Below are 23,804 nucleotides of genomic sequence, written 5' to 3' on the forward strand. Positions count from 1 at the left end.
GACTCAGAACTTGATCTTGACGCCGGCCTTCACGCCGGCGCTTTCCTTGCGGCCATCCGACGAGACGCCGGCCGAGAAGGAGGTGTCGCCGCCGGTGCTGGCACCGACGGAGTACGTCGGCCGATCGCCGGCCGTGTTCATGCCGCCATAGGTCGTGCTGCCGTCGGGGCGCTGAACGCCCACGGTGGCACCGTTGGTGACGACCGTGCTGCCGGTCGGCGCGACATCGGGGGCGACATAGATGATGCGCTTGTCGTCGCTGTCGATGGGCACCTTCACTTCCTCGGCCTGCACCAGGGAGGCGCCGGCCAGGAGGACCCACGGGAGAACGCTTGCGGATTTCATGCGGACCAGTGTCGCACGGATGCGGACGGGCTGGCGGTAAGCACGGGTCACCTTCCCCGTAGGACAAGGCCTCGGCCCCATGAAAAAACCGCCCTTGCGGGCGGCTCTTTCGACAGCACGAAGACGCTTACTTGAGCGCCTTGTAGCGCATGCGCTTGGGCTTGGCGCCTTCTTCGCCCAGACGCTTCTTCTTGTCGGCTTCGTACTCCTGGTAGTTGCCGTTGAAGAAGGTCCACTGGCTGTCGCCTTCGGCCGCGAGGATGTGCGTGGCGATGCGGTCGAGGAACCAGCGGTCGTGGCTGATGACCATCACGGTACCGGCGAATTCGAGCAGCGCGTCTTCCAGCGCGCGCAGGGTTTCCACGTCGAGGTCGTTCGACGGTTCGTCCAGCAGCAGCACGTTGCCGCCTGCGATCAGGGTCTTGGCCAGGTGCAGACGACCGCGTTCGCCGCCCGACAGCGTGCCGACCTTCTTCTGCTGGTCGGCGCCGTTGAAGTTGAAGCGGCCGGCATAGGCGCGGCTGGCCATCTGGAACTTGCCGACGTTGATGATGTCCAGGCCGTTCGAGATGTCTTCCCACACGGTCTTCTGGCTCGCCAGTTCGTCGCGGTGCTGGTCGACGAAGGCCATCTTCACGGTCGAGCCGATGACGACCTCGCCGCTGTCGGGCTGTTCCTTGCCCGCGATCAGCTTGAACAGCGTCGACTTGCCGGCGCCGTTCGGGCCGATGATGCCAACGATCGCGCCCGGCGGCACGGTGAAGCTCAGGTCGTCGATCAGCACGCGGTCACCGAAGGACTTGCTGACGTTGTGGAACTCGAACACCTGCTGGCCCAGCCGCTCCGCCACAGGAATGAAGATTTCCTGCGTTTCGTTGCGCTTCTGGTATTCCATGTCGCTGAGCTCTTCGAAGCGCGCGAGACGCGACTTGCTCTTGGCCTGGCGCGCCTTGGGGTTCTGGCGCGACCATTCGAGTTCCTTCTTCAGCGCCTTGGCATGGGCTTCTTCGCTCTTCTGCTCCTGCGCCAGGCGTTCGCCCTTCTGCTCCAGCCAGCTGCTGTAGTTGCCCTTCCATGGAATGCCGCGTCCGCGGTCCATTTCCAGGATCCACTCGGCCGCGTTGTCGAGGAAGTAGCGGTCGTGGGTGATGGCGACCACGGTGCCGGTGAAGCGCTGGAGGAACACTTCCAGCCACTCGACCGATTCGGCGTCCAGGTGGTTGGTCGGCTCGTCGAGCAGCAGCATGTCGGGCTTGGACAGCAGCAGGCGGCACAGTGCCACGCGGCGCTTTTCGCCCCCCGACAGCAGGCCGATCTTGGCGTCCCACGGCGGCAGGCGCAGCGCGTCGGCGGCGATTTCCAGCTGGTGTTCGGAATCGGTGCCGGCGGTGGCGATGATGGCTTCGAGCTCGGCCTGCTCGGCGGCCAGCGCGTCGAAGTCGGCGTCTTCGGCCCCGTAGGCGACGTAGACCTCCTCGAGGCGGGCCTTGGCCGCGAACACCGCGCCCATGGATTCCTCGACCGACTCACGCACCGTGTGCTCGTTGTTGAGCTTGGGTTCCTGCTCCAGGTAGCCGATCGACAACCCTGGCATCGGCAGCGCCTCGCCCTCGTACTCCTTGTCGACGCCGGCCATGATCTTGAGCAGGGTGGACTTGCCCGAGCCGTTGAGGCCGAGCACGCCGATCTTGGCGCCGGGGAAGAACGAGAGCGAAATGTCCTTCAAGAGCTGCCGCTTGGGCGGCACGGTCTTGCTGACGCGGTTCATCGAATAGACGTATTGGGCCATCTGTGTACTTGCGTTGGGTCAGGGGTGGTTGCGCGAGCGGCCGAGAAAATCGGGCGCGGCAAACCGTCGATTATCGACTCATGCGACAATCGCGCCTGTTGCCGGGTCCAGTTGCCCGCAACAACGGCTTTTCTGCCGGGGACAAGAAGGCTTCAGCATCGCGATGCGACAGCCCTCGGCTCCCACCCTTGATTCATCTGCCTGAACTGACCATGCTGCCCCAGCAAAGGGTGCGTGGAAGGCCGATGCCACTGCGCCGTGCAAGGCGCTATTGCTTCCAAATGACCTTTGACGATCTGAAGTTGGCCCCGGCCATCCTGAAGGCTGTGCTCGAGCACGGCTACGACACCCCCACCCCCATCCAGGCCCAGGCGATCCCCGTGGTGCTCGAGGGCCACGACCTGCTCGGCGGCGCCCAGACCGGCACCGGCAAGACGGCCGCCTTCACGCTGCCCATGCTGCACAAGCTCACCATGAGCCGCAGCGCCACCAACAAGTTCGGCGGCACCGGCATCCGCGCCCTGGTGCTCACCCCCACCCGCGAACTGGCCGCCCAGGTCGAGGAGTCGGTCCGCACCTACGGCAAGTACCTGCAGCTCGAATCCACCGTGATCTTCGGCGGCGTCGGCATGAACCCGCAGATCAGCAAGCTCAAGAAGGGCGTGGACATCCTGGTGGCGACGCCCGGCCGCCTGCTCGACCTGCAGCAGCAGGGCATGCTCGACCTGTCGCAGGTGCAGATCCTGATCCTGGACGAAGCCGACCGCATGCTGGACATGGGCTTCATCCACGACGTGAAGAAGATCCTCGCCCTGGTGCCCAAGGAAAAGCAGAGCCTGCTGTTCTCGGCCACCTTCAGCGACGAGATCCGCGACCTGGCCGCCAACCTGCTCAAGAACCCGCAGAGCATCCAGGTGACGCCGCGCAACACCACGGTGCAGCGCATCACGCAGGTGATCCACCCCGTGGGCCGCGGCAAGAAGAAGGCGCTGCTCGCGCACATCATCAACGAGCACAACTGGAGTCAGGTGCTGGTGTTCACGCGCACCAAGTTCGGCGCCAACAACGTCGCCGAATTCCTGACCAAGAACGGCATCGAGGCGATGGCGCTGCACGGCAACAAGAGCCAGAGCGCCCGCACGCAGGCGCTGGCCGGCTTCAAGAGCGGCGACATCCGCGCGCTGGTGGCCACCGACATCGCTGCCCGCGGCATCGACATCGACGAACTGCCGCACGTGGTGAACTACGAGATCCCGAACGTCAGCGAAGACTACGTGCACCGCATCGGCCGCACCGGCCGCGCGGGCAACAGCGGCGAAGCCGTGAGCCTGGTCTGCCTGGACGAGGAAGGCTTCATGCAGGAGATCGAGCGCTTCACCAAGCAGCAGATCCCGGTCGTGACCGTCGAAGGCTTCGGCCCCGACGAAGGCGAACGCGCCGAACCGATCGCCATGGGTCGCCAGACGATCTGGGGCGGCGCCGGCCGTCCGCCGAGCCGCGACGTGATGCAGGCCGCCGCGAAGGCCGCCCGCACCGAGATGCTGCAGCGCGTGCGCGACAACAAGGCCGGCCAGGGCGAACGCTCGGGCGGCGGCAATGGCGGTGGCGGCGGTGGTCAACGCCGTGGCGGTGGCGGCGCCCCGCAAGGCGCCCGCAACGGCGGTGGTGGCGGCCAGGGCCAGGGCGCCCGCGGCCAGGGCCCGCGTCCGCAAGGTCCGGGCCGCGGCCCGCAAGGCCCGGCACGCGCACCGCAGGGCCTGCCGCATGACGAGCGCCAGCCGCGCCATCACGGCAACAGCCACAGCCCGACCCAGGCCAACCAGGTGGCGCACCTGCGCGCCGAAGCCGTGACCGGCGGCGCCGGCCAGCCCGATCCGCTGCGCACCAGCGTCGACGCGACCTTCGGCGCAGGCCGTGGTCGCCGTACCGGCGGTGGTGGTGGTGGTGGCGGCTACGGCGGCAACCGCTCCGGCGGCGGTGGCGGTGGCGGCCGTTCGGGCGGCGGCTACGGTGGTGGCGGCGGTGGCCGTTCCTACGGCCGCTGATCGACCTCCATCGATCGACCAACGAAAAGGGCGCCTCGGCGCCCTTTTTCTTTTTCCTTTGCTTCATGCGCGCGCCGGGCGCGTCCGTGTCACTTGCCGCCTTCGCCGATCGGCTTGATCTCGCCCGCCTTGACGGCGCGCGAGACCTCCGCGTTGCGCGCCACACGGGCGGCCGTGCGCTCGCTCTTGGGCATCTTCGGGCGCGTCTCGGGCACCGCGCTGTAGAGCTCGCCCGGATTGGCATCCTTCGCGGCGACCGCCGCGTTCTGGCGACGCTCGGCCCGCGCCTGTGCCTTGGCCTGCGGGCTCACCTTGGCGCGGGGCTCGGGCTGCGGGTAGCCTTCGCCCAGCAGGGGGGTGCGCGCGGCCTTCTGCGCTTCCTGTTTGCGCTCGACGCGCACCGGGTCGGTGGGCGAGGTCTGGGCCGCGGCACCGAGAGCCAGCAGCTGGGCGCAGACGACGCCCACGGCAACAACGACGATCTTCATGGGAGCTCCTTCGCGGGTGGATCGGGCCGTGCAACGACGGCAGTGGCCAGGTCATCATGGCAGGCCCGGTGCGCTGGCGCCAGCCCCGCCCGGCCGAATCCGGACTCCTTCCAACGGGGGACACGCGGACGCCATCGATACCCGCGCCGCCGACGGCGCCAGGTCGCCGCACTTATCATCCGTCCCTCCCGACCACGATGAGAGACACGGCATGAATCTGGTGGCGATCGACTGGGGCACCAGTTCCTTGCGCGGCGCGCTGCTCGACGCCGGCGGCCGCGTGCTCGACGAGCGCAGCGCCCCGCGCGGCATCCTGAGCGTGCCGGCCGGTGAATTCGGCACGGTGTTCGAATCGCTCGTGGGCGACTGGATGCGCGGGCCCGGCCACCCACGCTGCCTGATCTCGGGCATGGCCGGCAGCAAGCAGGGCTGGGTCGAGGCGCCCTACTGCGCCTGCCCGGCGGGCCTGGCCGACATCGCCGCGAAGGTCATCCAGGTCGACACTGACCGCATCGCGCTGGTCCCCGGCCTGAGCGTCGAGCACGACGGCGTGCCCGACGTGATGCGCGGCGAAGAGGTCCAGATCTTCGGCGCCATCGCCCTCACGGGCCAACGCGACGGCCTCTTCGTGCTGCCCGGCACCCACAACAAGTGGGCCCGCGTGAACGATGGCCGCGTCACCGGCTTCCGCACCTTCATGACGGGCGAGTTCTATGCGCTGCTCGGCACGCACTCGATCCTGTCGCGCACCATCGACACCCAGGCGCCGCTGGACGAGGCGGCCTTCATGCTCGGCGTGGCGCAGGCCGGCAACAACGAAGGCCTGCTGCACAACGCCTTCGGGGCGCGCACGCTGTCGTTGTTCGGCCGCATGGGCGCGGCGGATCTGGCGAGCTATCTGTCGGGCTTGCTGATCGGCGAGGAACTGCGCACGCAGTCGCTGCATGCCAAGGGCGAGGTGGTGCTGATCGGCACACCGGCGCTCACGCGGCGCTACGAGCTCGCCCTGCACGCCAGCGGCGTGGCCAGCCGGACGCTGGGGGCCGAGGCCACCTGGGCCGGCCTGCATGCCCTGTCCCGCACCCTGTACCCCTGAACACCGGATGACCATGACGCCGCTCGACACCTTCCACGCCGCCATGCGGCAACTCCCGCTGGTCGCCATCCTGCGCGGACTGACGCCCGCCGAGGCGCCGGCCGTCGGCGACGCGCTGGTCGACGCCGGCTTCCGCCTGCTCGAGGTGCCGCTGAATTCGCCGCAGCCGCTCGAGAGCATCGCGCTGCTGCGCCAGCGCTTTCCCGACGCGCTGGTCGGCGCCGGCACCGTGCTCACGGCACAGCAGGTGCGCGAGGTGCATGCCGCGGGCGGCGCGCTGATCGTCTCGCCCAACTTCAACGCCGAGGTGGTGGCCGAGGCCGGCCGCCTGGGCATGGTCAGCCTGCCGGGCGTGGCGACACCGACCGAGGCCTTCGGTGCGCTGGCCGCGGGCGCCACGGGGCTCAAGCTGTTCCCGGCCGAAGCGGCCTCGCCCGCCGTGCTCAAGGCCTGGCTGGCTGTGCTGCCCCAGGGCACGCCGCTGATGCCGGTCGGCGGCATCTCGCCGACCAACATGGACGCCTGGCGCGCCGCCGGCGCCACCGGCTTCGGCATCGGCTCGGCCCTCTACAAGCCCGGCAAGGCCGCCGCCGAGGTGCGCGACGCCGCGCTGCAATTCGTCGCCGCATGGCAAGGCGCGGTTCGCACCTGAAATGAAACCCACCCCCGATGCGCCTGCGGCGCCTCCCCCTCAAGGGGGCGCACCCGGCGGCCTGGCAGAGCCAGTTCCGCGGGTGCCCTGGCCTCCGGCCGCGCCGGTTTCATCGCATGCGCATGAATCAATGAAACGAACCCCTCCCACACCATGCAAGACACAGTTCGCACGCCCGCCCTCCCCGAAAGCGCCGACGCGCAGTACGCCGCCCCGCGCGTGCGACAGCTGCGCGAAGACCTCGCGCTCGCGCTGCGCGCCGCCGCGCACCACGGCCTGTCGGAAGGCGTCTGCAACCACTTCAGCGTGATGCTGCCGGGCGCACAGGACCGCTACCTCATCAACCCCCGCGGCCTGCACTGGAGCGAGGTCGGTGCCGACGACATCGTGCTGATCGACGTGCGCGGCGAGGTGCTGGCCGGCCGGCACCGCGTGGAGCCGACCGCCCTCTTCATCCACGGCGCGATCCACCGCATCACCGGCCACGCGGTGGTGCTGCACGTGCATTCGCCGTATGCGACCGCGCTCACGCTCACGGCCGACCGTGCGCTCGACCCGACGCTGAGCCAGAACGCGATGCGCTTCATGGACCGCCTGGCGATCGACGCCGACTACAACGGCCTGGCCCTCGACGATGCCGAGGGCGAGCGCATCGCCCGCGCGATGGCCGGCAAGGACGTGGCCTTTCTCGCCAACCACGGCGTCGTGGTGGCAGGCGCCACCATCGCGCATGCCTACGACGACCTCTACTATCTGGAGCGCGCCTGCCTGCACCAGGTGATCGCGCAATCGACCGGCCGGCCGCTCGCGCCGGTGAACGCCGCGCTGGCCGCCCGCGTCGCCGCGCAGGTGCAGAGCGAGCGCGAGCAGTCGGACCTGTTCTTCGAGTCGCTCCGGCGCATGCTGCCGGCGCCCGCGGCCGGCCGCTGAGCGCCGTTGCGCTCGCTCAGAGCGCCATCTTCACGAACACCGGGTTCGCGTAGAACCAGAGGTCGCTGTAGTTGCGCGCGTTGATCGCGTTGAAACGGGCGGCCGCGTTCGGCACCGTGGTCGTCGAGATGGAGACATCCGGCAGCGGCTCGCCGGCCACCATTTCGCCGGGAACGTCCACACCCAGGTTGGTGCCGCGCAGGCGGAAGTACTGGTTGCCGCTGGCCGTCACCGTGTAGGTCACGGCGTAGTAGCCCTCGGCGTCCAGCTTCCAATCGTTGGCGGTGAAGCGTTTGACCACGCGCGTCGACGGATTGGTGTTGCGCGAATAGCCTGGCGTTCCGGCCACTTCGCGCCCGGTCACGTCGCCGGCGATCAGGTCGATGTGGTCGACCACCGGCTTCATGTTGGCGGGGATGCCGCTGCCGACCACGAACTCGTAATTGTTGCGCTCGGGGCTCTTGAAGCGGATCGTGACCGTCAGCTGCTCGCCGGCCTTGGTCGTCAGGTCTTCGCCCATCTCGGCGCTGGCCGTGGTGTTGGCCACGCGGAAGTCGAGCGCGTTGATCAGGTCGCCGTTGACGGCGAAGAGCTTGCCCTTGCGCATCGCCGCGAGCAGCGACTTCGGATCCTTGATGTCGCCAAACAGATAGTTCTTCGAATACTCGCCCGGTGCGTAGCCGCTGCTGTTGTTGCCGTTCACCGTGAAGTGATAGTCCGAGTCAGCCACGTTCCAGATGTGGCGGCCCTCGGACAGCAGTGCGTCCCAGGTGCCGCCCAGCGTCGCCACCAGGTAGTCGACACCGCCGTAGGTGCGCGCGACCAGGTTGGCCGGCGTGGGGTTGGCAGCTTGCGTGTAGCCGCCGCGGTCGGGCTCCATCTGGTTGCCGACCATGCCCTCGAGCGAGAAGACGATGTCCGGTGCGAGGTCGTTCATCTCGCGCAGCTGGTCGGCCGTGTACTTGCCGAGGTTGCGCGACGGGTGGTTGATCTGCAGGTAGCTCGTGTCGGGGTAGTTGTTCTTGAGCCAGGTGATCGCGCTGAGCGTTTCGGCATGCGTGTTGTAGCCCGTGCCGGCCTTCGGCCCCCACGCGGCGACGTCGGCCGCGGGGAACAGCGACGCGGCCCGGTTGGTGAACAGGTACTCGAACTGGCTCACCGCCTTGAGCGCCGCGGCGGACATCGGGTCGTCGGTCAGCAGGCCGACATTGCCATGGTCGTGCGCCGGCATGTCCCACTCGAAGGACGAGAAGATCGTCTTGTCGGCATAGGTACCCGCGGCTTGCAGTGCCTTGATGCGCGGCACCTGGTACTTCGCCATGCCTTCCGAGAACGGGATCTGCGCGCTCAGCGTGTGGCCGTCGTTGTCGTACGAAGACAGGCGCAAGTGGTCGGAGATCACCACCCAGTCGAGGCCGAAGGTCTTGAGCGCCTTGGCCAGCACCTGGTCGAGCGTCGAGATCTGCTGCGTGTCGTCCGACTGGTAGGTGTGGACATGCAGGTCGCCGGTGGTCCACTTGCCGCGTGGCACCGCCGGCGTGTCGGGCGGGGTGGGTGCAGGCGTGGGGTCGACGGGTGTCGTCGGCGTGGTGGGCGCCGTAGCGACGGGTGTCGCGGCGTCGGAGCCACCGCCACCGCACGCCGTCAGCATGACGGCGCTCATCAACAGAGTCGAGACCAGGGAAAGACGAAAGACGGAACGGGGCGACAGTGAGTTCATGCAGGTCGATGCGCTGCCCGACGCCATGGCCCCGGGCACGCATGCAGAGTGAAGAGAGGGACGGTGCGCTTGGCGCCTTCGCGCAAAACGGACCGGGGCGCAGTCTCTTTCCCCTGCGTGACACGGTGATGAACGCGGGCGCCCTTGCGCCCTGCCCCGTGCGACCGTTCAGGTCGCGCCGGTCAAGCCACTCACGCGCTCAGGCCGCGTACGCCGGCGTCGCCGACGAGAGGCTCTGTTTGATCTGCTTGCTGATGTCGTCGGCCAGGACCTCGAAGGCACCGGCCTCCACGCCTTCGAGCGTGACGCGCGCAACGTCGGCCGGCGACGACTTGGGCGCATCGAGCCCGCGCGTCATGTCGGTGTCCATGTAGCCGACATGCAGCGCGACCACCTGCGTGCCTTGCGCGCGCAGTTCGTTGCGCAGGCCGTTGGTGAGCGACCAGGCGGCCGACTTCGATGCGCTGTAGGTGGCCACGCTCGGGAACGACACCCAGCTCAACGCCGACAGCACGTTCACGATCGCACCGCCGCCGTTGGCCTGGAGGACCGGCGCGAAGGCGCTGGCCAGCGCCCACGGGCCGAAGAAGTTGACCTCGAACTCGGCACGCGCTGCCGCGACCGCGTCGGGCGAAGCGAGGAAACCCGACTTGAGCGAGATGCCTGCGTTGTTGATCAGCAGCGTGACGTCGCCGCAGTCGCGCACCGCGGCCGCGACCTGCGCGGCATTGCCGACGTCGAGCGGGATCGGCACCACGCCCGGCAGCGTGACGCTGGCCGGGTCGCGTGCGGCCGCATAGACCTTGCGCGCACCGGCCGCGAGGGCGGCCTGGGCGAAGGCGAGTCCGAGGCCGCGATTGGCGCCGGTGACGAAGACGACGGAGTCCTTGAGTTGCATGGTGTGCTTTCAGTGTGAGGAAAGGAAAGAAGAAGGTCGGCGCGTCACGGCTGCGCCAGGCGGTGCATCAGCCGCGACGGCGTGCGCGGCCAGCCGACGCGGCCGAACCAGCCGCCGCCCGCGATGGCCGATGCGATGACCACGCCATACACGACGAGCGCGATGCCCTGGGCGACGAAGACCTGGGTGAGATCCCCGCTCAGCCGCAGCGCCAGCCAGCCGCCGGCCCCGGCGACCGCGAGCCGCATCAGGTTGCCGACCACCGGCCACAGCAGGCGTCCTGCCCCTTGCGAGGCGAAGTACAGCACCAGCCCGACGCCGAAGAAGCCGTAGAGCGGGCCGACCGCGCGCAGGTACTGCGTGCCGGCTTCGAGCATCGCGGGGTCGTTGCCGAAGAGCAGCAGCCAGGGCCGCGGGAACAGGGCGGCCGCCAGGCCGATGCTCTCGGCCAGCAGGAAGGCGATGCCCGCACCGGCCCAGGTCGCGCGCAAGGCCCGCTCGCGCTGGCCGGCGCCGATGCAGGTGCCCACCATGGCGAGCAGCGGCGCGCCGAGGCCGAAGATCAGCGGCACCAGCAGGTACTCGAGCCGCGAGGCCGTGCCGTAGCCGGCGATGGCGCCGGGGCCGAAGTGCCCGGCCAGTGCCGTCGCGATGCCGATCGACAGGTTGGTCGAGACCGTGGCGATCGACGAGATCAGGCCCACGCGCAGGATGCCGCGGAAGATCGGCCAGCGCAGCCGCACGGTCGAGAAGGACAGCTTGAGCAGGCTGCGGCTCGATGCCATGTAGACCAGCAGCGCCACGATGCCCAGCAGGTAATAGAGCAGCAGCGCCACCGCGCCGCCCGCGATGCCCATGCCGGGGATCGGGCCCCAGCCGAAGATCAGCAACGGCGACAGCGGGATCAGCACCACCACGCCGGCCACCGTGACGTTGGCCGGCACCGACATGTTGCCGGTGCCGCGGATCACCGCCGCGAGCGAGTTGAAGATCCACACCAGCACCGCCCCGGCGAACACGACATGCGAGTACGTCAGGGCCGCTTCGAGCGACGCGCCGGTGCCACCCATCAGCGCATACAGCCAGCGCCCGCCGATGAGCAGCGCGAGCATGAAGGCGATGCCGAAGCCCGCCGCGATCACCATCGCGTGCACCGCCACGGCATCGGCCTCGTCGCGCCGCTGCGCGCCCAGCGCGCGTGCGACGGCGGACGCGATGCCGCCGCCCATCGCGCCGGCCGAGGTCATCTGCATCAGCATGACGATCGGGAACACCAGCGCCATGCCGGCCAACGCGTCGGTGCCGAGCTTGCCGACGAAGTAGGTTTCGATCAGGCCGACGGCGGCCTGCGCCACCATCACCAGCACGTTGGGCGCGGCCAGGCGCAGCAGCGTGGGGACGATCGGCCCTTCGAGCAGCAGGCGCGTGCGCGGCGCGATCTGCGGTGCGTGCCGCGTGTCGGCAGAGACGGTCGGGGTCGGGATGCTCATGACGGCCTCATGCCCGCGACGCGACGGCCGACGGCGACCGCACGCCGCCGGACACGGCTGGCCGGCGGATGATCAGCACCAACACCGCCGCCAGCAGGCAGGCAGCACCCGCCACGTACAGCGCCGGCGTGTAGGTCAGCAACAGCGTGCGCGCGAAGCCGGCGCCATAAGCCGCGGTGGCCGCACCCAATTGATGGGCCGCGAAGATCCAGCCGAAGATGAGACCCGCCTTCTGCGGGCCGAAGGCAGCGCCCGCGAGCTTGACGGTCGGCGGCACGGTGGCGATCCAGTCGAGCCCGTAGAACATCGCGAACAGGCCGAGGCCATAGATCGTGAAGTCCGAATGCGGCAGCCAGAACAGCGAGAGACCGCGCAAGCCGTAGTACCAGAAGAGCAGCTTGCGGTTGTCGTAGCGGTCCGACAGCCAGCCCGACAGGATCGTGCCGACGAAGTCGAAGGCCCCCATCATCGCCAGCACCGATGCGGCCGGCACGGCACTCATGCCGTAGTCGCCGCACAGCGAGATGAAGTGCGTCTGCACCAGCCCGTTGGTGCTGAGCCCACAGATGAAGAAGCTGCCGGCCAGGATCCAGAAGGTGCGGTTCGACGCGGCCTCGCGCAGCACCACGAAAGGCGTGCGCCAGTTCATGGCCGTGGCCGGCACGGCCGGCATCGCAGCGGCCTCCTTCGCGGTCTGGCCGAAGGGCAGCAGGCCGATGTCCGACGGCCGGTTGCGCACGAAGGCCAGCGCCAGCAGCCCGATCACGATGGCGCCCACGAACACCGGCACCACCGCGGAGCGCCAGCCCCAGTGTTCGATCATCCAGGCCGCGATCGGCAGGAAGGCCAGCTGCCCGGTGGCCGAGCTGGCCGCCAGCGCGCCGACCACCAGGCCGCGGCGCGCCACGAACCAGCGGTTGGCGACCACCGCGCCGAGCACCAGCGCGGTCATGCCGGTGCCGATGCCCAGCATCAGGCTCCACACGATGAAAAGCTGCCAGAGCTGCGAGGCCATCGTGACCATCGCCATGCCGAAGCCGACCAGCGCGAGGCCGGTGCACATCACCGCGCGCAGGCCGTAGCGTTCCATCAGCACCGCGGCGAACGGCCCCATCAGGCCGAACAGCGCGAAGCGCAGCGCCAGCGCGGACGACACCTGTTCGGTGCTCCAGCCGAACTCCTTGCCCAGTGGCTGCATCATCGCGCCGGGCAGGCCCAGCGCGGCCGACATCATCAGCATGGTGAGGAAGGTGACGGCGGCGACGATCCAGCCGTAGTGGATGCCGCGGCGTTGCAGCCAGGCGGAGAAGGGTTGGGCGAACATGGTCGTGGGGGATGTGAAGGGGCGGGGAAAAAGAGTCGTGCGGCGTGTCAGTCCAGCGCCTCGGCCTCGGGCGCCAGCAGAGCCAGTGAATCGTCGATGAGCGCATGCAGCGCGGCCACGCGCTCGATCCCCAGCTGCGCGTTGAGCTTCTGCTGCGCCGCCTTCCAGTGGCGCTGGGCCTCCTGGCGCTTCGCGACGCCGGCCTCGGTCGCCTGCACCAGCCGGCTGCGCGCATCGGCGCCAGGTGCCAGCACCAGCCAGCCGGCCGCGACCAGCGGCTGCAGGTTGCGGCTCAGCGTCGAGGGCGTCATCTTCATCCGGGCCGCCAGGTCGACGGGGCGGATCGGGCCCAGGCCCACGACGTGGCTCAGCAGCGAGTACTGGGTCGTCTTCATCCCGCACTGCATCACCTCGGCGTCGTAGTGCTGCGCGAGGCGCCGGGTGAGCTGGCGAACTTTGGAACTGGTGCAGCCCTGTAGCTTGATGTCGGTGCTCATGGCATATGATTGTAGCTGCAACTATTGCATATACATCAGTAAGGAGATTCGATGGCAGACGTCACCCCCCTCGACACCTGGATCGCCGAGGAGCGCGTGGTCCTTCAAAAGCTCGAGGCCGGCCCCGGCCCGGGCCTCGCACGCCTCGACGAGATCGCCGACAAGACGGGCCTCGAGGTGATGCAGGCAATGATCGACGGCAGGCTTCCCTATGCCGCGATCGCCAAGACGCTGGACTTCACGATCATCGAGGCCAGCGCCGGGCGCGCGGTGTTCCAGGGCACGCCGCTGGCGCAGCACCTGAATCCGCTGGGCACCATCCACGGCGGCTGGATCGCCACCCTGCTCGACTCGGCGCTCGGCTGCGCCATCCACACGATGATGCCGGCGGGCCGCAGCTACACGACGGCGGAACTCGGCGTGAACTATGTGAAGGCGGTCACGCCCAAGGTGCAGCGCGTGCGGGCCAAAGGCAAGGTGATCCACTGCGGGCGCCAGCTCGCCACCGCCGAGGCGCGCGTGGTCGGGCCCGACGGCACGTTGTATGCGCATGCGACCACGACCTGCCTGGTGTTCGAGCTGGCGCGCAAGCCAGCTTAAGTGAGCGCATGCAGGTGCGCGCGGCACCGAACTTGCTCTCGTTCGGGTCGCTACGAATCCACGCCTCCCATGCACATCGACTTCGCTACCCTCACCGAATACCAGCGCTACAAGCTCATGGCGAGCCTGATCGTGCCGCGCCCGATCGCGCTGGTGACCACGCTGGGCCCCGACGGCACCGTGAACGCCGCGCCCATCAGCATGTTCAACATGGTCGGCGAGGAGCCGCCGATCGTGATGATCAGCATGAACCGCCGCAGCGACCGGTCGCTCAAGGACACCGCGCGCAACATCGAGCGCACCGGTGAATTCGTGGTGCACCTGGCCGACGAGGCGACGGCCTGGCAGATGCACCAGTGCAGCGTCGAGCATCCACCGCATGTGAGCGAGCCGGCGGTGGTCGGCTTCACCACGCTGCCGAGCACGTCGGTGGCGCCGCCGCGCATCGCCGAGACACCGGTGGCCTTCGAGTGCACGCTGTTCGAGAAGATGCAGACCGAGAGCCGCAAGGTCTTCATCGGCCAGGTGCGCTGGCTGCACGTGCGCGACGGCCTGGTCGACGCCGCCACCTGGCGGGTCGACCTCGACAACTACTTTCCGGTGGGGCGCTTCGGGGGTGAGCTGTACGTGCGCACGCGCGATCGCTTCAAGGCCGCGCCGCCGGGCCAGCCAGCGGCCGAATAAACGGCGGTGCCGTAGGCTCAATGGCCCCGGGGTCGGTGGGTTCTTTGATAATGATTCGTATCGGCAACACGCAGCAGCCCGCCAGGGCCGCGCAGCGCCGACATTCGCCATCCAGGAGACCTCCATGACCGACCGCCGCCGCGCGACCGGCCGCAGCACGCTGCGCGCCCTCAGCCTCTTCGCCACCACCGCCTGCCTGGCCGCCGCGGCGCTGCCCGCGCAAGCCGCGGATGAACTGACGCTCTACACCACGCGCGAGCCGGGCCTGATCCAGCCGCTGCTCACCGCCTTCACCGCGACCACGAAGATCCAGGTGAACACCGTGTTCGTGAAGGACGGCCTGCTCGAGCGCGTGAAGGCCGAAGGCGCCCGCTCGCCGGCCGACGTGCTGATGACGGTCGACGTCGGCAACCTGCTCGACCTGGTCGACGGCGGCGTGACGCAGCCGGTGAAGTCGGCCGCGCTCGAATCGGCCATCCCGGCGAACCTGCGCGGCGCCGACGGCCATTGGTTCGCGCTGTCGATGCGCGCCCGCGTGCTGTACGCCGACAAGGGCCTGAAGCTCGGCGCCTTCCGCTACGAAGACCTCGCCGACCCGAAGTGGAAGGGCAAGGTCTGCATCCGCGCCGGCCAGCACCCCTACAACACGGCGCTGGTCGCGTCGCTGATCGCGCACGACGGCGAAGCCAAGACCGAGCAATGGCTGCGCGGCGTGAAGGCCAATCTGGCGCGCAAGGCGACCGGCGGCGACCGCGACGTGGCGCGCGACATCCTGGGCGGCATCTGCGACATCGGCCTGGCCAACTCGTACTACGTGGGCCAGATGAAGTCGTCCAAGGAAGGCAGCGACGCGCGCAAGTGGGGCGACGCCATCCAGGTGGTGCGCCCGACCTTCGCGAACGGCAAGAGCGGCGGCACGCACGTGAACATCAGCGGCGCGGCCGTGGCGAAGAACGCGCCGCAGCGCGCTAATGCCGTGAAGCTGCTGGAGTTCCTGGTGTCGGACTCGGCGCAGTCGCTCTATGCGCAGGCCAACTACGAATACCCGGTGCGCAAGGGCGTGGCGCTCGACCCGATCATCGGCCAGACCATCGGTGAACTGAAGGTCGACCCGCTGCCGCTCACCGAGATCGCCAAGTACCGCAAGCAGGCCAGCGCGCTGGTGGACAAGGTCGGCTTCGACCGGTGATCGCCATGCCGCGCGGCCTGCGCGCGGCCGGACCGCTCTGGCGCATCGCCACGCTGCTCGTGGCCCTCGGCGTGCTCGCGCCGGTGGCCTCGCTCGCCTGGCTGGCGCTGGGTGCGGACCTCTCGCACTGGGCCCACCTGCTGCAGTTCGTGCTGCCGCAGGCGGCGCTCAATACCGCGCTGCTGCTGGCCGGCGTCGGTGCGGTGGTGCTGGTGATCGGCACCGGCTGCGCCTGGCTGGTGAGCAGCTGCGACTTCCCCGGCCGGCGCGTGCTGCACTGGGCGCTGCTGCTGCCGCTGGCGATGCCGACCTACATCGTGGCCTTTGCGTACCTCGACCTGCTGCACCCGATCGGCCCCGTGCAGGGCGCGATCCGCTGGATGCTCGGCTACGACAGCCCGCGCCAGTTCCGCCTGCCCGACCTGCGGTCGATGGGTGGCGCGATCTTCGTGCTCGGCGTCGTGCTCTACCCCTATGTCTACATGACAGCGCGCGCCATGTTCATGACGCAGCCGGCACACCTGATGGAGGCCGCACGCACGCTGGGTGAAAGCCGCCTGGGCGCCTTTCGCCGCGTGGCGCTGCCGCTCGCGCGCCCGGCCATCGCGGTGGGCCTGAGCCTGGCGCTGCTGGAGACGCTCAACGACATCGGCGCGTCCGAATTCCTCGGCATCCAGACGCTCACGGTGGCGGTCTACACCACGTGGATCACCCGCTCCGATCTGGCGGGCGCCGCGCAGATCGCCTGCGCCATGTTGCTGGTGGTGATCGCGCTGGTCCTGCTGGAGCGCCACGGGCGGCGGCACCAGCGCTTCGGCTCGGCGCAGCGCATGCGCGCCATGCAGCCGCGGCCGCTGCACGGCATGGCCGCCTGGATGGCGACCATCGCGGCCTCGGGGCCGGTGCTGGTCGGCTTCGTCGCACCGGCCGCCTACCTGGTGTGGGAAAGCATCAAGCGCCTGCAACTCGGCCAGGGCATCTCGCGGGGGCTGGTGACCAGCCTGGGCAACACGATCGCGCTGGCGCTGGGCGTCACCGTGCTGGCGGTGGCAGTGGGGCTGGTGGTCGCGTGGACGGCGCGCAGCCACGCGTCGGCGCCCAACCCCGCGCGCTGGCAGGCGCGCGCCGCGACGCTCGGCTACGCCCTGCCCGGCACGGTGCTCGCCATCGGCCTGCTCACCCCCGCCCTGGCGGTCGATGCGCGCGTGGCCGGCTGGCTGGGCCTGCCGGGCCTGCCGCTGATGGCGCTGGGCATGGTGCTGGTGGTGGCCTGCGTGATCCGCTTTCTGGCGATGCCGGTGGGCGGCATCGAGTCGGGGCTGGCACGCATCCCGCCGGCGCTCGAACAGGCGGCGCGCCTGCTCGGCGAGAACGCGACCGGCACGCTGCGCCGCGTCCACCTGCCGCTGCTGCAACCGGCCATCGGCGCCAGTGCACTGCTTGTCTTCGTCGACGCGATGAAGGAACTGCCCGCCACGCTGCTGCTGCGGCCCGCCAACTTCGACACCCTCGCCACCTGGCTCTACGCCGAGGCGGCGCGCGGCACCTACGAGGAAGGCGCGCTCGCGGCGCTGGCCATCGTGGCGGCCGGCCTGCTGCCGGTCGTGCTACTGGCGCGCACGCAGTTCCGCCAGGCGCCCGCCGCCGGCCACCAGAATCCACACCCATGACCGCCGCCCTGCACATCCAAGACCTTCAGCTGGGCTACGACGGCGCGCGCGGCCTGCACACCGTGGTCGACGGCTTCTCGCTCGACCTCGACGCCGGGCGCATCGGCTGCCTGCTCGGCCCCTCGGGCTGCGGCAAGACGACGGTGCTGCGCGCCATCGCCGGCTTCGAACCGGTGCGCGCCGGGCGCATCGAACTGGGCGGCGTGCTGCTCTCCGCGCCCGGCACGCACCGGCCGCCGGAACAGCGCCGCGTGGGCATGATGTTCCAGGAGTACGCGCTGTTCCCGCACCTCACGGCGGCGCAGAACGTGGGCTTCGGGCTGCGTCGTGCAACGGCTGCTGAGCGACACGCGCGGGTGGACGCGATGCTGACGCTGGTGGGCCTGGCCGAGGCCGGCGCGCGCTTCCCGCATGAACTGTCGGGGGGGCAGCAGCAACGCATCGCACTGGCCCGCGCACTGGCCCCGTCCCCTGCCCTGCTGCTGCTCGACGAGCCCTTCTCCAACCTCGATGGCGCGACCCGCGAGCGCCTGACCGCCGAGGTCCGCGACATCCTCCAGCAGGCCGGCCAGACCGCCATGCTGGTGACGCACAACGAGCGCGAGGCCCAGGTGATGGCCGACCGGATCGGCACGATGCACAACGGCCGCCTGAGCCGTTGGGTGTAGGCCGAACGACCCAGTTCACGCGCAGCGCGAAGGGCGGCGGCGCCAGCCTTTATATTGCGGTGCAGCGTCGACCCCGGCGCCCTCTTTCAGGACATCGCCGCATGAAGCTCCGCTTTCTCACGCCCGCCGACACGCCGCTGGCCAGCGCCGACACCCAGCTCCTCGAGGCGCTGCGCGCGGAGCTGCTGAAACGACCCGACGTCGTCGAAGTCAGGGACGTCGAAGAAGCCGACGCGCTGATCCTGCACGAGCCCTGGGCCTTCCGCGAATGGCGCTACATCGACAAGCTGGTGGCCGATCCGATCGTCGGGCGTTTTCCGCAGAAGGTCTACACGCTGAACGAGGACGATGCCGCCGCGGGCCTGCTGCGCGGCATCTACACCTGCCTGCAGCGCAGCCGCTTCGATCCGAAGCTGCACGCGGCGATCCCGTTCGTCGCACAGCCGAACGAAGAGGTCGCGGCCCAGGCGGGCACCCCACGCCCGCCGGCCACCCTGCTGGCCACGTGGCGCGGCAATCCCAAGTCCAACCGGAAGCTGCGCCAGGGCCTGCTCGACGTCTGCGCCCGTTCGCCGGTGTTCAAGGCCGAATCCACCGAAAGCTGGCTCAACCACGGCGCGGATGAGAAGCGGCGCTACGTCGAGCTGCTGCGCTCGGGCAAGTTCTCGCTGTGCCCCGGCGGCTGGGCGCCTGCGTCGATGCGCGTCTTCGAAAGCATGGCGCTGGGCGTGGCGCCGGCGATCCTGGCCGACGAGTTCGTCGAGCCTGCGGGTCCGGACTGGCACACGCTGTCGGTGAAGGTGCGCGAAGCCGAGCTGTCGTCGCTGCAGCAGACGCTCGAGGCCCGTGCCGCCGACTACATGGCGATGGGCGAGGCCGCGCACCAGGCCTGGCAGGCGTACTTTCGCCCCGACCGGATCATTCCGTACTACGCCGATGCCCTGCTGGGCCTCATCCGCAACACCCGCACCGACGGCTCGGCCGCCGCGGAGGTCGCCCGCTGGCGGTCTCCGCAGATGGCGCGGCTCAACGGCTGGACGCTGCCGCAACGCATCGCCAACAAGGTGACGCGCGTGCTGGAGAAGATCGGCCGCTGATCAGCGTGCGTGCGCCTCGGCCCAGCGCACGATGTCGGCCGCGCCCATGGCGCCGGCCTGACGGGCGATCTCGCGGCCGCCCTTGAAGAGGGCCTGCGTGGGGATGCTGCGGATATTGAAGCGCGCGCCCAGCGCCGGCACGGCCTCGGTGTCGACCTTGGCGAGGCGCATGCGCGGCTCCAGCCGGGCGGCTGCCGCCTCGAAGCCCGGCGCCATCTGGCGGCAGGGCCCGCACCAGGGCGCCCAGAAATCGACCAGCACGGGGATGTCGTTGCGCGCCACGTGACGCTCGAAGCTGGATTCGTTGAGCGCGGTGGAATGGCCGGTGAAGAGCGCTTGATGGCAGCTGCCGCAGTCCGGGGCACTGCCCGTCTGGTCCGCGCGCACGCGGTTGGTGGTGTGGCAGTGCGGGCAGACGATGTGCAGCGTGTCGGTCATGAGGGCGACTCCGGAAGGACGATGTTCAACGGTGCAACTGAGGCCCACCCGCGGGCTTTGCAAGCCCCCGGCGCGGCGCGACCGCGGTCGGCGTCGCACAATCGGCGGTTCGAACACCAGCGGACCCACGAGATGCGACTCCTCCACACCATGCTGCGCGTCGGCGACCTGCAGCGCTCCATCGACTTCTACACAAAGGTGCTGGGCATGCAGCTGCTGCGCACCTCCGAGAACCCGGACTACAAGTACAGCCTGGCCTTCGTCGGGTACGAAGGCAACCCGGCCCAGGCCGAGATCGAGCTGACCTACAACTGGGGCACCGAGCACTACGAGATGGGCACCGCCTACGGCCACATCGCACTGGGTGTGCCCGACGCCTACGCGGCCTGCGACAAGATCAAGGCGGCCGGCGGCAACGTGACGCGCGAAGCCGGCCCGGTGAAGGGCGGCACCACCGTGATCGCCTTCGTGACGGACCCGGACGGCTACAAGATCGAGCTGATCCAGCGCCAGGAAGGCGCCGAGGGCGGCGGCCTGCGCTGAGCGCGCCTGCCGGCCTGCCGCGTCACTTCATCTTCGACGCCTGCCGGAAGCAGCCGATCATCTTCTCGGTGCTCGGCGTGCGGCGCTTGCCGCGCATCGTGATCAGCCCGACCGGCGGCAGATCGATCGGCACCTTGAGCGGCAGCACCTGGAGGCTCCCGCCGGCTTCGAAGTGCCGCGCCACCGACCGCGCCATGAAGGCGGCCGCGTCGCGCTGCCACAGGAAGCTCATCTGCGCGAGGAAGGAGGCGGACTCGATGATGTCCGCCGGCGGATGCACGCCATCCCGGAAGAACATCTGGTCGAGCTTGACGCGCAGCGATGCCCAGGGCGGTGGCATCACGCAGGGCACACGGGCGAGGTCGGCCCACCCGAGACGGCGCTTCACGAGCAGGGGGTGGCCGGGGCGCACCACCACCGCCATGGGCTCGTCGTAGAGCGCCTCGGTTTCCAGGTCGGGCGCGGCATAGCCGGGCTCGAGCCGGCCGACGAACACGTCGAGTTCGCCCAGGCGCAACTTGGGCAGCAGCCGTGTCAGGTCGCCCTCCTCCACCAGCACCGTGGTCAGGGCCGAGCTCGCCTTGAGCATCTCGACCGCGCGCGCCACCAGCACCGGCATCGCCACCACCATCGCGCCGACGCTGGTCCGGCCGGCGGCACCGCTGGCCACCGCGTCGATCTCGTCGCGCGTGCGGCCGTAGTCGGCCAGCACCGAGCGGGCGAAGCGCACCACGCTGTCGCCGTAGGGCGTGGGCTCCGTGCCGCGCGTGGAGCGGTCGAAGAGCGCCAGCCCGAACATCCGCTCGATTTCGGCGAGGGATTTCGAGACGGCCGGCTGCGTCACCGACAGGAACTCGGCCGCGCGGCCCAGGTGCCTGAACTGGTCGAGCGCCACCAGCATCTGCAAGTGCCGCAGCTTGAGGTTGGAACGCAGAACGCGGTCGATGTCGCTCATGGGAGGTCTCCTGGGTCCGTTCGCTTCATAACCTTCACGACATGAAGAGAGTCGCCTATTTCATTGGAATGCAATGATTCTCTCCGGAAGAATCGGCCCCGCCCATCCAACAAGAATTCTGGAGACAACGATGAAAACCACCACGTCCGTGGCGCGGCGCCACTTCGTGCTTGGCGGGCTCGGCGCGGCTGCGCTGATCGCCGCGCCGGCACGCGCGCTTGCAGCCGGCTATCCCGAGCGTCCGATCACCTTCATCTGCCCCTGGCCGGCCGGCGGCACCGCCGACCGGTCGATGCGCACGATCTGCCAGATCGCGGGGAGCGAACTCGGACAGCCGATCGCGCTCGAGAACCGCGCGGGTGCATCGGGCATGCTGGGCACCAAGGCGATGGCCTCGGCGAAGCCCGACGGCTACACGATCGGACAGATCCCCATCTCGGTCACGCGCTTCGCGCAACTCGGCACGGTGCAGATCGACCCGCTCAAGGACCTCACCTACCTCGCGCGCACCTCGGGGCAGACCTTCGGCATCGCCGTGCCGGCCAATTCCCCCTTCAAGTCCCTGAAGGATGTGGTGACCCAGGCCAAGGCGAAGCCGGGCATCCTCACCTATGCCCACGCCGGCATCGGCGGCGCCACGCACGTCGGCATGGAGCAGTTCGCGCAGGCCGCCGGCGTCAAGTTCAATGCCATCGCCTACAAGGGCGGCTCGGCCGCCTTGCAGGACGTGCTGGGCGAGCAGGTCGACATGCTGGCCGACAGCAGCTCGTGGGCGCCGCATGTCGAAAGCGGCAAGCTGCGCCTGCTCGCGACCTGGGGTGAAGCGCGCACCCCACGCTTCAAGGACACGCCCACGCTCAAGGAACTCGGCTTCGACGTCGTGGTGGAAGCACCCAACGGCATCGGTGCGCCCGCCGGCCTGCCGCCCGACGTGGAAAAGCGCCTGCGCGATGCCTTCCGGGTCGCGGTCCAGAGCGACGACTTCCGCAAGGTGGCCGAGAGCATCGACGCACCGGTCATGTACCAGGACGGCCCGGATTACCGCAAGTACGTCCAGTCGGTGTACCGGCAGGAGACCGAGCTGATCCGCAAACTGAATCTCAAGGAAATGATGGCGAAAGGCTGACGCCTGCCTCGCCATGCCGCATGAACCACAGCCCCCTGCTCCGCCTGCATCCGAACGACAACGTGCTGGTCGCCAAGGCATCCATCGGCCTGGGTGAGTCGATCGCGACCTTCGGCGTGCGCGCACGCGCCCAGATCCCGGCCGGCCACAAGATCGCCGCCTGCGCCATCGCAGCCGGAGAGCCGGTCAGGAAGTACGACACGGTCATCGGCGTGGCGTCGCGCGACCTGCAGGCGGGCGACTACGTGCACAGCCACAACCTCACGCTGGTCGACTTCTACCGCGACCCGGCCTTCTGCACCGACGTGCGCCCGGTGGCCTTCGTGCCGGCAGCCGAGCGCGCGACCTTCATGGGCTTCGTGCGGCCGGACGGCGGCGTGGGCACGCGCAACTTCATCGGCATCCTGTCGTCGGTGAATTGCTCCGCGACGGTGATCAAGCACATCGCGGCGCACTTCACACCCGAGCGGCTCGCGGCCTACCCGCACGTGGACGGCGTGGTCGCCTTCGCGCAAACCAGCGGCTGCGGCATGTCGTCGCCCAGCGAGCACTTCGACGTGCTGCGCCGCACGCTGGCGGGCTATGCACGCCACCCGAACCTGGCGGGCGTGCTCATCGTCGGGCTGGGCTGCGAGCGCAACCAGGTCGATGCGCTGGTCGACTCGCAGCAGCTCGAACCCGGCCGGTTGATGCGCACGCTGGTGATGCAGGACGTCGGCGGCACGCGCAAGACGATCGAGGCCGGCATCCGCGCCATCGAGGACATGCTGCCGGATGCCGACGCGGCACGGCGCACGCGGGTCGGCGCACATCACCTGAAGATCGGGCTCGAATGCGGCGGATCGGACGGCTTCTCGGCCATCTCGGCCAACCCGGCGCTCGGTGCCGCGATGGACGTGCTGGTGCAGCACGGCGGCACCGCTATCCTGTCGGAGACGCCGGAGATCCATGGCGTCGAATTCATGCTGACGCGGCGTGCCATCACGCCGGCCGTCGGGCAGAAACTGCTCGACCGGCTGGCCTGGTGGGAACGCTACGCGGCCGGCCAGAACGCGCAGTTCAACGGCGTCGTCGGCCACGGCAACCAGGCCGGCGGGCTGGCGAACATCTTCGAGAAATCGCTCGGCTCCGCGATGAAGGGCGGCACCACGCCGCTGCGTGCGGTGTACGAGTACGCGGAGCGGATCGAGGAGCACGGCTTCGTCTTCATGGACTCCCCCGGCTACGACCCGGTCGCGGCCACCGGCCAGATCGCCAGCGGCGCGCAATTGATCTGCTTCACGACCGGACGCGGTTCGATGTTCGGCAGCAAGCCCGCCCCCACCATCAAGCTCGCGAGCAACACGCCGATGTACCGCCGGCTCGAGGAAGACATGGACATCAACTGCGGCGTGGTGATCGACGGCGACATGAACGTGCCAGAGCTCGGGCAGCGCATCTTCGAGCAGATCCTTCGCCACGCGTCCGGCGAACCGACGAAGAGCGAGACGCTCGGCCTCGGTGACCACGAATTCGTGCCGTGGCATCTCGGCATCGTCAGCTGACGCGCTCCTCCAATCC

At 69.3% G+C, this 23,804-nt stretch carries 23 protein-coding genes; 13 read left to right on the forward strand and 10 right to left on the reverse strand.

Annotated elements, in window-relative coordinates; translation table 11 throughout:
* Positions 1-3: 3 nt before the first annotated feature.
* Together QTH86_RS23325 and ettA are read right to left on the reverse strand one after the other, a co-directional pair.
* Positions 4-345, reverse strand: coding sequence for a hypothetical protein (locus QTH86_RS23325; RefSeq protein ID WP_286648552.1), 342 nt, complete (start codon positions 343-345; stop codon positions 4-6).
* Positions 346-472: 127 nt separating this feature from the next.
* Positions 473-2,134, reverse strand: coding sequence for an energy-dependent translational throttle protein EttA (gene ettA, locus QTH86_RS23330; RefSeq protein ID WP_286648553.1), 1,662 nt, complete (start codon positions 2,132-2,134; stop codon positions 473-475).
* 281 nt (positions 2,135-2,415) lie between these two features.
* On the opposite strand from ettA, the gene QTH86_RS23335 reads away from it, so the two are divergent.
* Positions 2,416-4,179, forward strand: a complete 1,764-nt coding sequence (locus QTH86_RS23335) for a DEAD/DEAH box helicase (RefSeq protein ID WP_286648554.1) — start codon at positions 2,416-2,418, stop codon at positions 4,177-4,179.
* Positions 4,180-4,268: 89 nt separating this feature from the next.
* Here the strand turns inward: QTH86_RS23335 and QTH86_RS23340 are convergent, their stop codons facing one another.
* Entirely contained in the window at positions 4,269-4,667 is a 399-nt protein-coding gene (locus tag QTH86_RS23340; protein ID WP_286648555.1) for a hypothetical protein, read from the reverse strand.
* 211 nt (positions 4,668-4,878) lie between these two features.
* On the opposite strand from QTH86_RS23340, the gene QTH86_RS23345 reads away from it, so the two are divergent.
* From QTH86_RS23345 to QTH86_RS23355, 3 genes are all read left to right on the forward strand, one after another.
* Entirely contained in the window at positions 4,879-5,763 is an 885-nt protein-coding gene (locus QTH86_RS23345; RefSeq protein ID WP_286648556.1) for a 2-dehydro-3-deoxygalactonokinase, read from the forward strand.
* A gap of 7 nt (positions 5,764-5,770) precedes the next feature.
* Positions 5,771-6,415 (forward strand): 2-dehydro-3-deoxy-6-phosphogalactonate aldolase, encoded by a 645-nt coding sequence (locus QTH86_RS23350; protein ID WP_286648557.1) that lies wholly within the window; start codon positions 5,771-5,773, stop codon positions 6,413-6,415.
* 153 nt (positions 6,416-6,568) lie between these two features.
* A complete protein-coding gene (locus tag QTH86_RS23355; RefSeq protein ID WP_286648558.1) occupies positions 6,569-7,345 on the forward strand; it encodes an aldolase in 777 nt (258 codons plus the stop codon).
* 16 nt (positions 7,346-7,361) lie between these two features.
* On the opposite strand, the gene QTH86_RS23360 is transcribed toward QTH86_RS23355, so the two are convergent.
* From QTH86_RS23360 to QTH86_RS23380, 5 genes are all read right to left on the reverse strand, one after another.
* Positions 7,362-9,008 carry a CehA/McbA family metallohydrolase domain-containing protein gene (locus QTH86_RS23360; protein WP_286648559.1) on the reverse strand — a complete coding sequence of 549 codons (1,647 nt, stop codon included), beginning with the start codon at positions 9,006-9,008 and terminating at the stop codon, positions 7,362-7,364.
* Between the two features lie 256 nt (positions 9,009-9,264).
* Positions 9,265-9,963, reverse strand: a complete 699-nt coding sequence (locus QTH86_RS23365; protein WP_286648560.1) for an SDR family oxidoreductase — start codon at positions 9,961-9,963, stop codon at positions 9,265-9,267.
* 44 nt (positions 9,964-10,007) lie between these two features.
* Positions 10,008-11,453 (reverse strand): MATE family efflux transporter, encoded by a 1,446-nt coding sequence (locus QTH86_RS23370; RefSeq protein ID WP_286648561.1) that lies wholly within the window; start codon positions 11,451-11,453, stop codon positions 10,008-10,010.
* A gap of 7 nt (positions 11,454-11,460) precedes the next feature.
* A complete protein-coding gene (locus QTH86_RS23375; protein ID WP_286648562.1) occupies positions 11,461-12,777 on the reverse strand; it encodes an MFS transporter in 1,317 nt (438 codons plus the stop codon).
* Positions 12,778-12,824: 47 nt separating this feature from the next.
* Entirely contained in the window at positions 12,825-13,274 is a 450-nt protein-coding gene (locus QTH86_RS23380; protein WP_286648563.1) for a MarR family winged helix-turn-helix transcriptional regulator, read from the reverse strand.
* A gap of 51 nt (positions 13,275-13,325) precedes the next feature.
* On the opposite strand from QTH86_RS23380, the gene QTH86_RS23385 reads away from it, so the two are divergent.
* The 6 genes from QTH86_RS23385 to QTH86_RS23410 all read left to right on the forward strand — a co-directional run bounded on the left by QTH86_RS23385 (position 13,326) and on the right by QTH86_RS23410 (position 19,182).
* A complete protein-coding gene (locus tag QTH86_RS23385) occupies positions 13,326-13,874 on the forward strand; it encodes a PaaI family thioesterase (RefSeq protein WP_286648564.1) in 549 nt (182 codons plus the stop codon).
* A 69-nt stretch (positions 13,875-13,943) separates the two neighbouring features.
* Positions 13,944-14,558, forward strand: a complete 615-nt coding sequence (locus tag QTH86_RS23390) for a flavin reductase family protein (protein ID WP_286648565.1) — start codon at positions 13,944-13,946, stop codon at positions 14,556-14,558.
* Between the two features lie 124 nt (positions 14,559-14,682).
* Positions 14,683-15,747 (forward strand): Fe(3+) ABC transporter substrate-binding protein, encoded by a 1,065-nt coding sequence (locus QTH86_RS23395; RefSeq protein WP_286648566.1) that lies wholly within the window; start codon positions 14,683-14,685, stop codon positions 15,745-15,747.
* Positions 15,748-15,752: 5 nt separating this feature from the next.
* The gene (locus QTH86_RS23400) at positions 15,753-17,417 is read left to right on the forward strand and encodes an ABC transporter permease (protein ID WP_286649112.1); all 1,665 of its coding nucleotides are present in this window, start codon (positions 15,753-15,755) and stop codon (positions 17,415-17,417) included.
* Entirely contained in the window at positions 17,414-18,085 is a 672-nt protein-coding gene (locus tag QTH86_RS23405) for an ABC transporter ATP-binding protein (RefSeq protein WP_286648567.1), read from the forward strand. The genes QTH86_RS23400 and QTH86_RS23405 overlap by 4 nt, the downstream gene beginning before the upstream one ends.
* A 101-nt stretch (positions 18,086-18,186) precedes the next feature.
* On the forward strand, positions 18,187-19,182 hold the full coding sequence (locus tag QTH86_RS23410) for an exostosin domain-containing protein (protein WP_286648568.1): 996 nt from the start codon (positions 18,187-18,189) through the stop codon (positions 19,180-19,182).
* Here QTH86_RS23410 and trxC read toward each other — a convergent pair whose 3' ends face one another.
* Positions 19,183-19,620 (reverse strand): thioredoxin TrxC, encoded by a 438-nt coding sequence (gene trxC / locus QTH86_RS23415; RefSeq protein WP_286648569.1) that lies wholly within the window; start codon positions 19,618-19,620, stop codon positions 19,183-19,185. It abuts the gene before it with no gap.
* A 132-nt stretch (positions 19,621-19,752) separates the two neighbouring features.
* Here trxC and gloA point away from each other — a divergent pair, with 132 nt between their 5' ends.
* The gene (gloA, locus tag QTH86_RS23420; RefSeq protein WP_286648570.1) at positions 19,753-20,163 is read left to right on the forward strand and encodes a lactoylglutathione lyase; all 411 of its coding nucleotides are present in this window, start codon (positions 19,753-19,755) and stop codon (positions 20,161-20,163) included.
* Positions 20,164-20,185: 22 nt separating this feature from the next.
* On the opposite strand, the gene QTH86_RS23425 is transcribed toward gloA, so the two are convergent.
* Positions 20,186-21,118 carry a LysR substrate-binding domain-containing protein gene (locus QTH86_RS23425; RefSeq protein WP_286648571.1) on the reverse strand — a complete coding sequence of 311 codons (933 nt, stop codon included), beginning with the start codon at positions 21,116-21,118 and terminating at the stop codon, positions 20,186-20,188.
* Positions 21,119-21,248: 130 nt separating this feature from the next.
* On the opposite strand from QTH86_RS23425, the gene QTH86_RS23430 reads away from it, so the two are divergent.
* Together QTH86_RS23430 and QTH86_RS23435 are read left to right on the forward strand one after the other, a co-directional pair.
* Positions 21,249-22,244 carry a tripartite tricarboxylate transporter substrate binding protein gene (locus QTH86_RS23430; protein WP_286648572.1) on the forward strand — a complete coding sequence of 332 codons (996 nt, stop codon included), beginning with the start codon at positions 21,249-21,251 and terminating at the stop codon, positions 22,242-22,244.
* Between the two features lie 20 nt (positions 22,245-22,264).
* Positions 22,265-23,788 (forward strand): UxaA family hydrolase, encoded by a 1,524-nt coding sequence (locus QTH86_RS23435; protein WP_286648573.1) that lies wholly within the window; start codon positions 22,265-22,267, stop codon positions 23,786-23,788.
* The last annotated feature ends 16 nt before the right edge of the window (positions 23,789-23,804 follow it).

It is taken from the genome of Variovorax sp. J2L1-78 (assembly GCF_030317205.1).
GTDB classification, from domain to species: Bacteria; Pseudomonadota; Gammaproteobacteria; order Burkholderiales; family Burkholderiaceae_C; genus Variovorax; species Variovorax arabinosiphilus.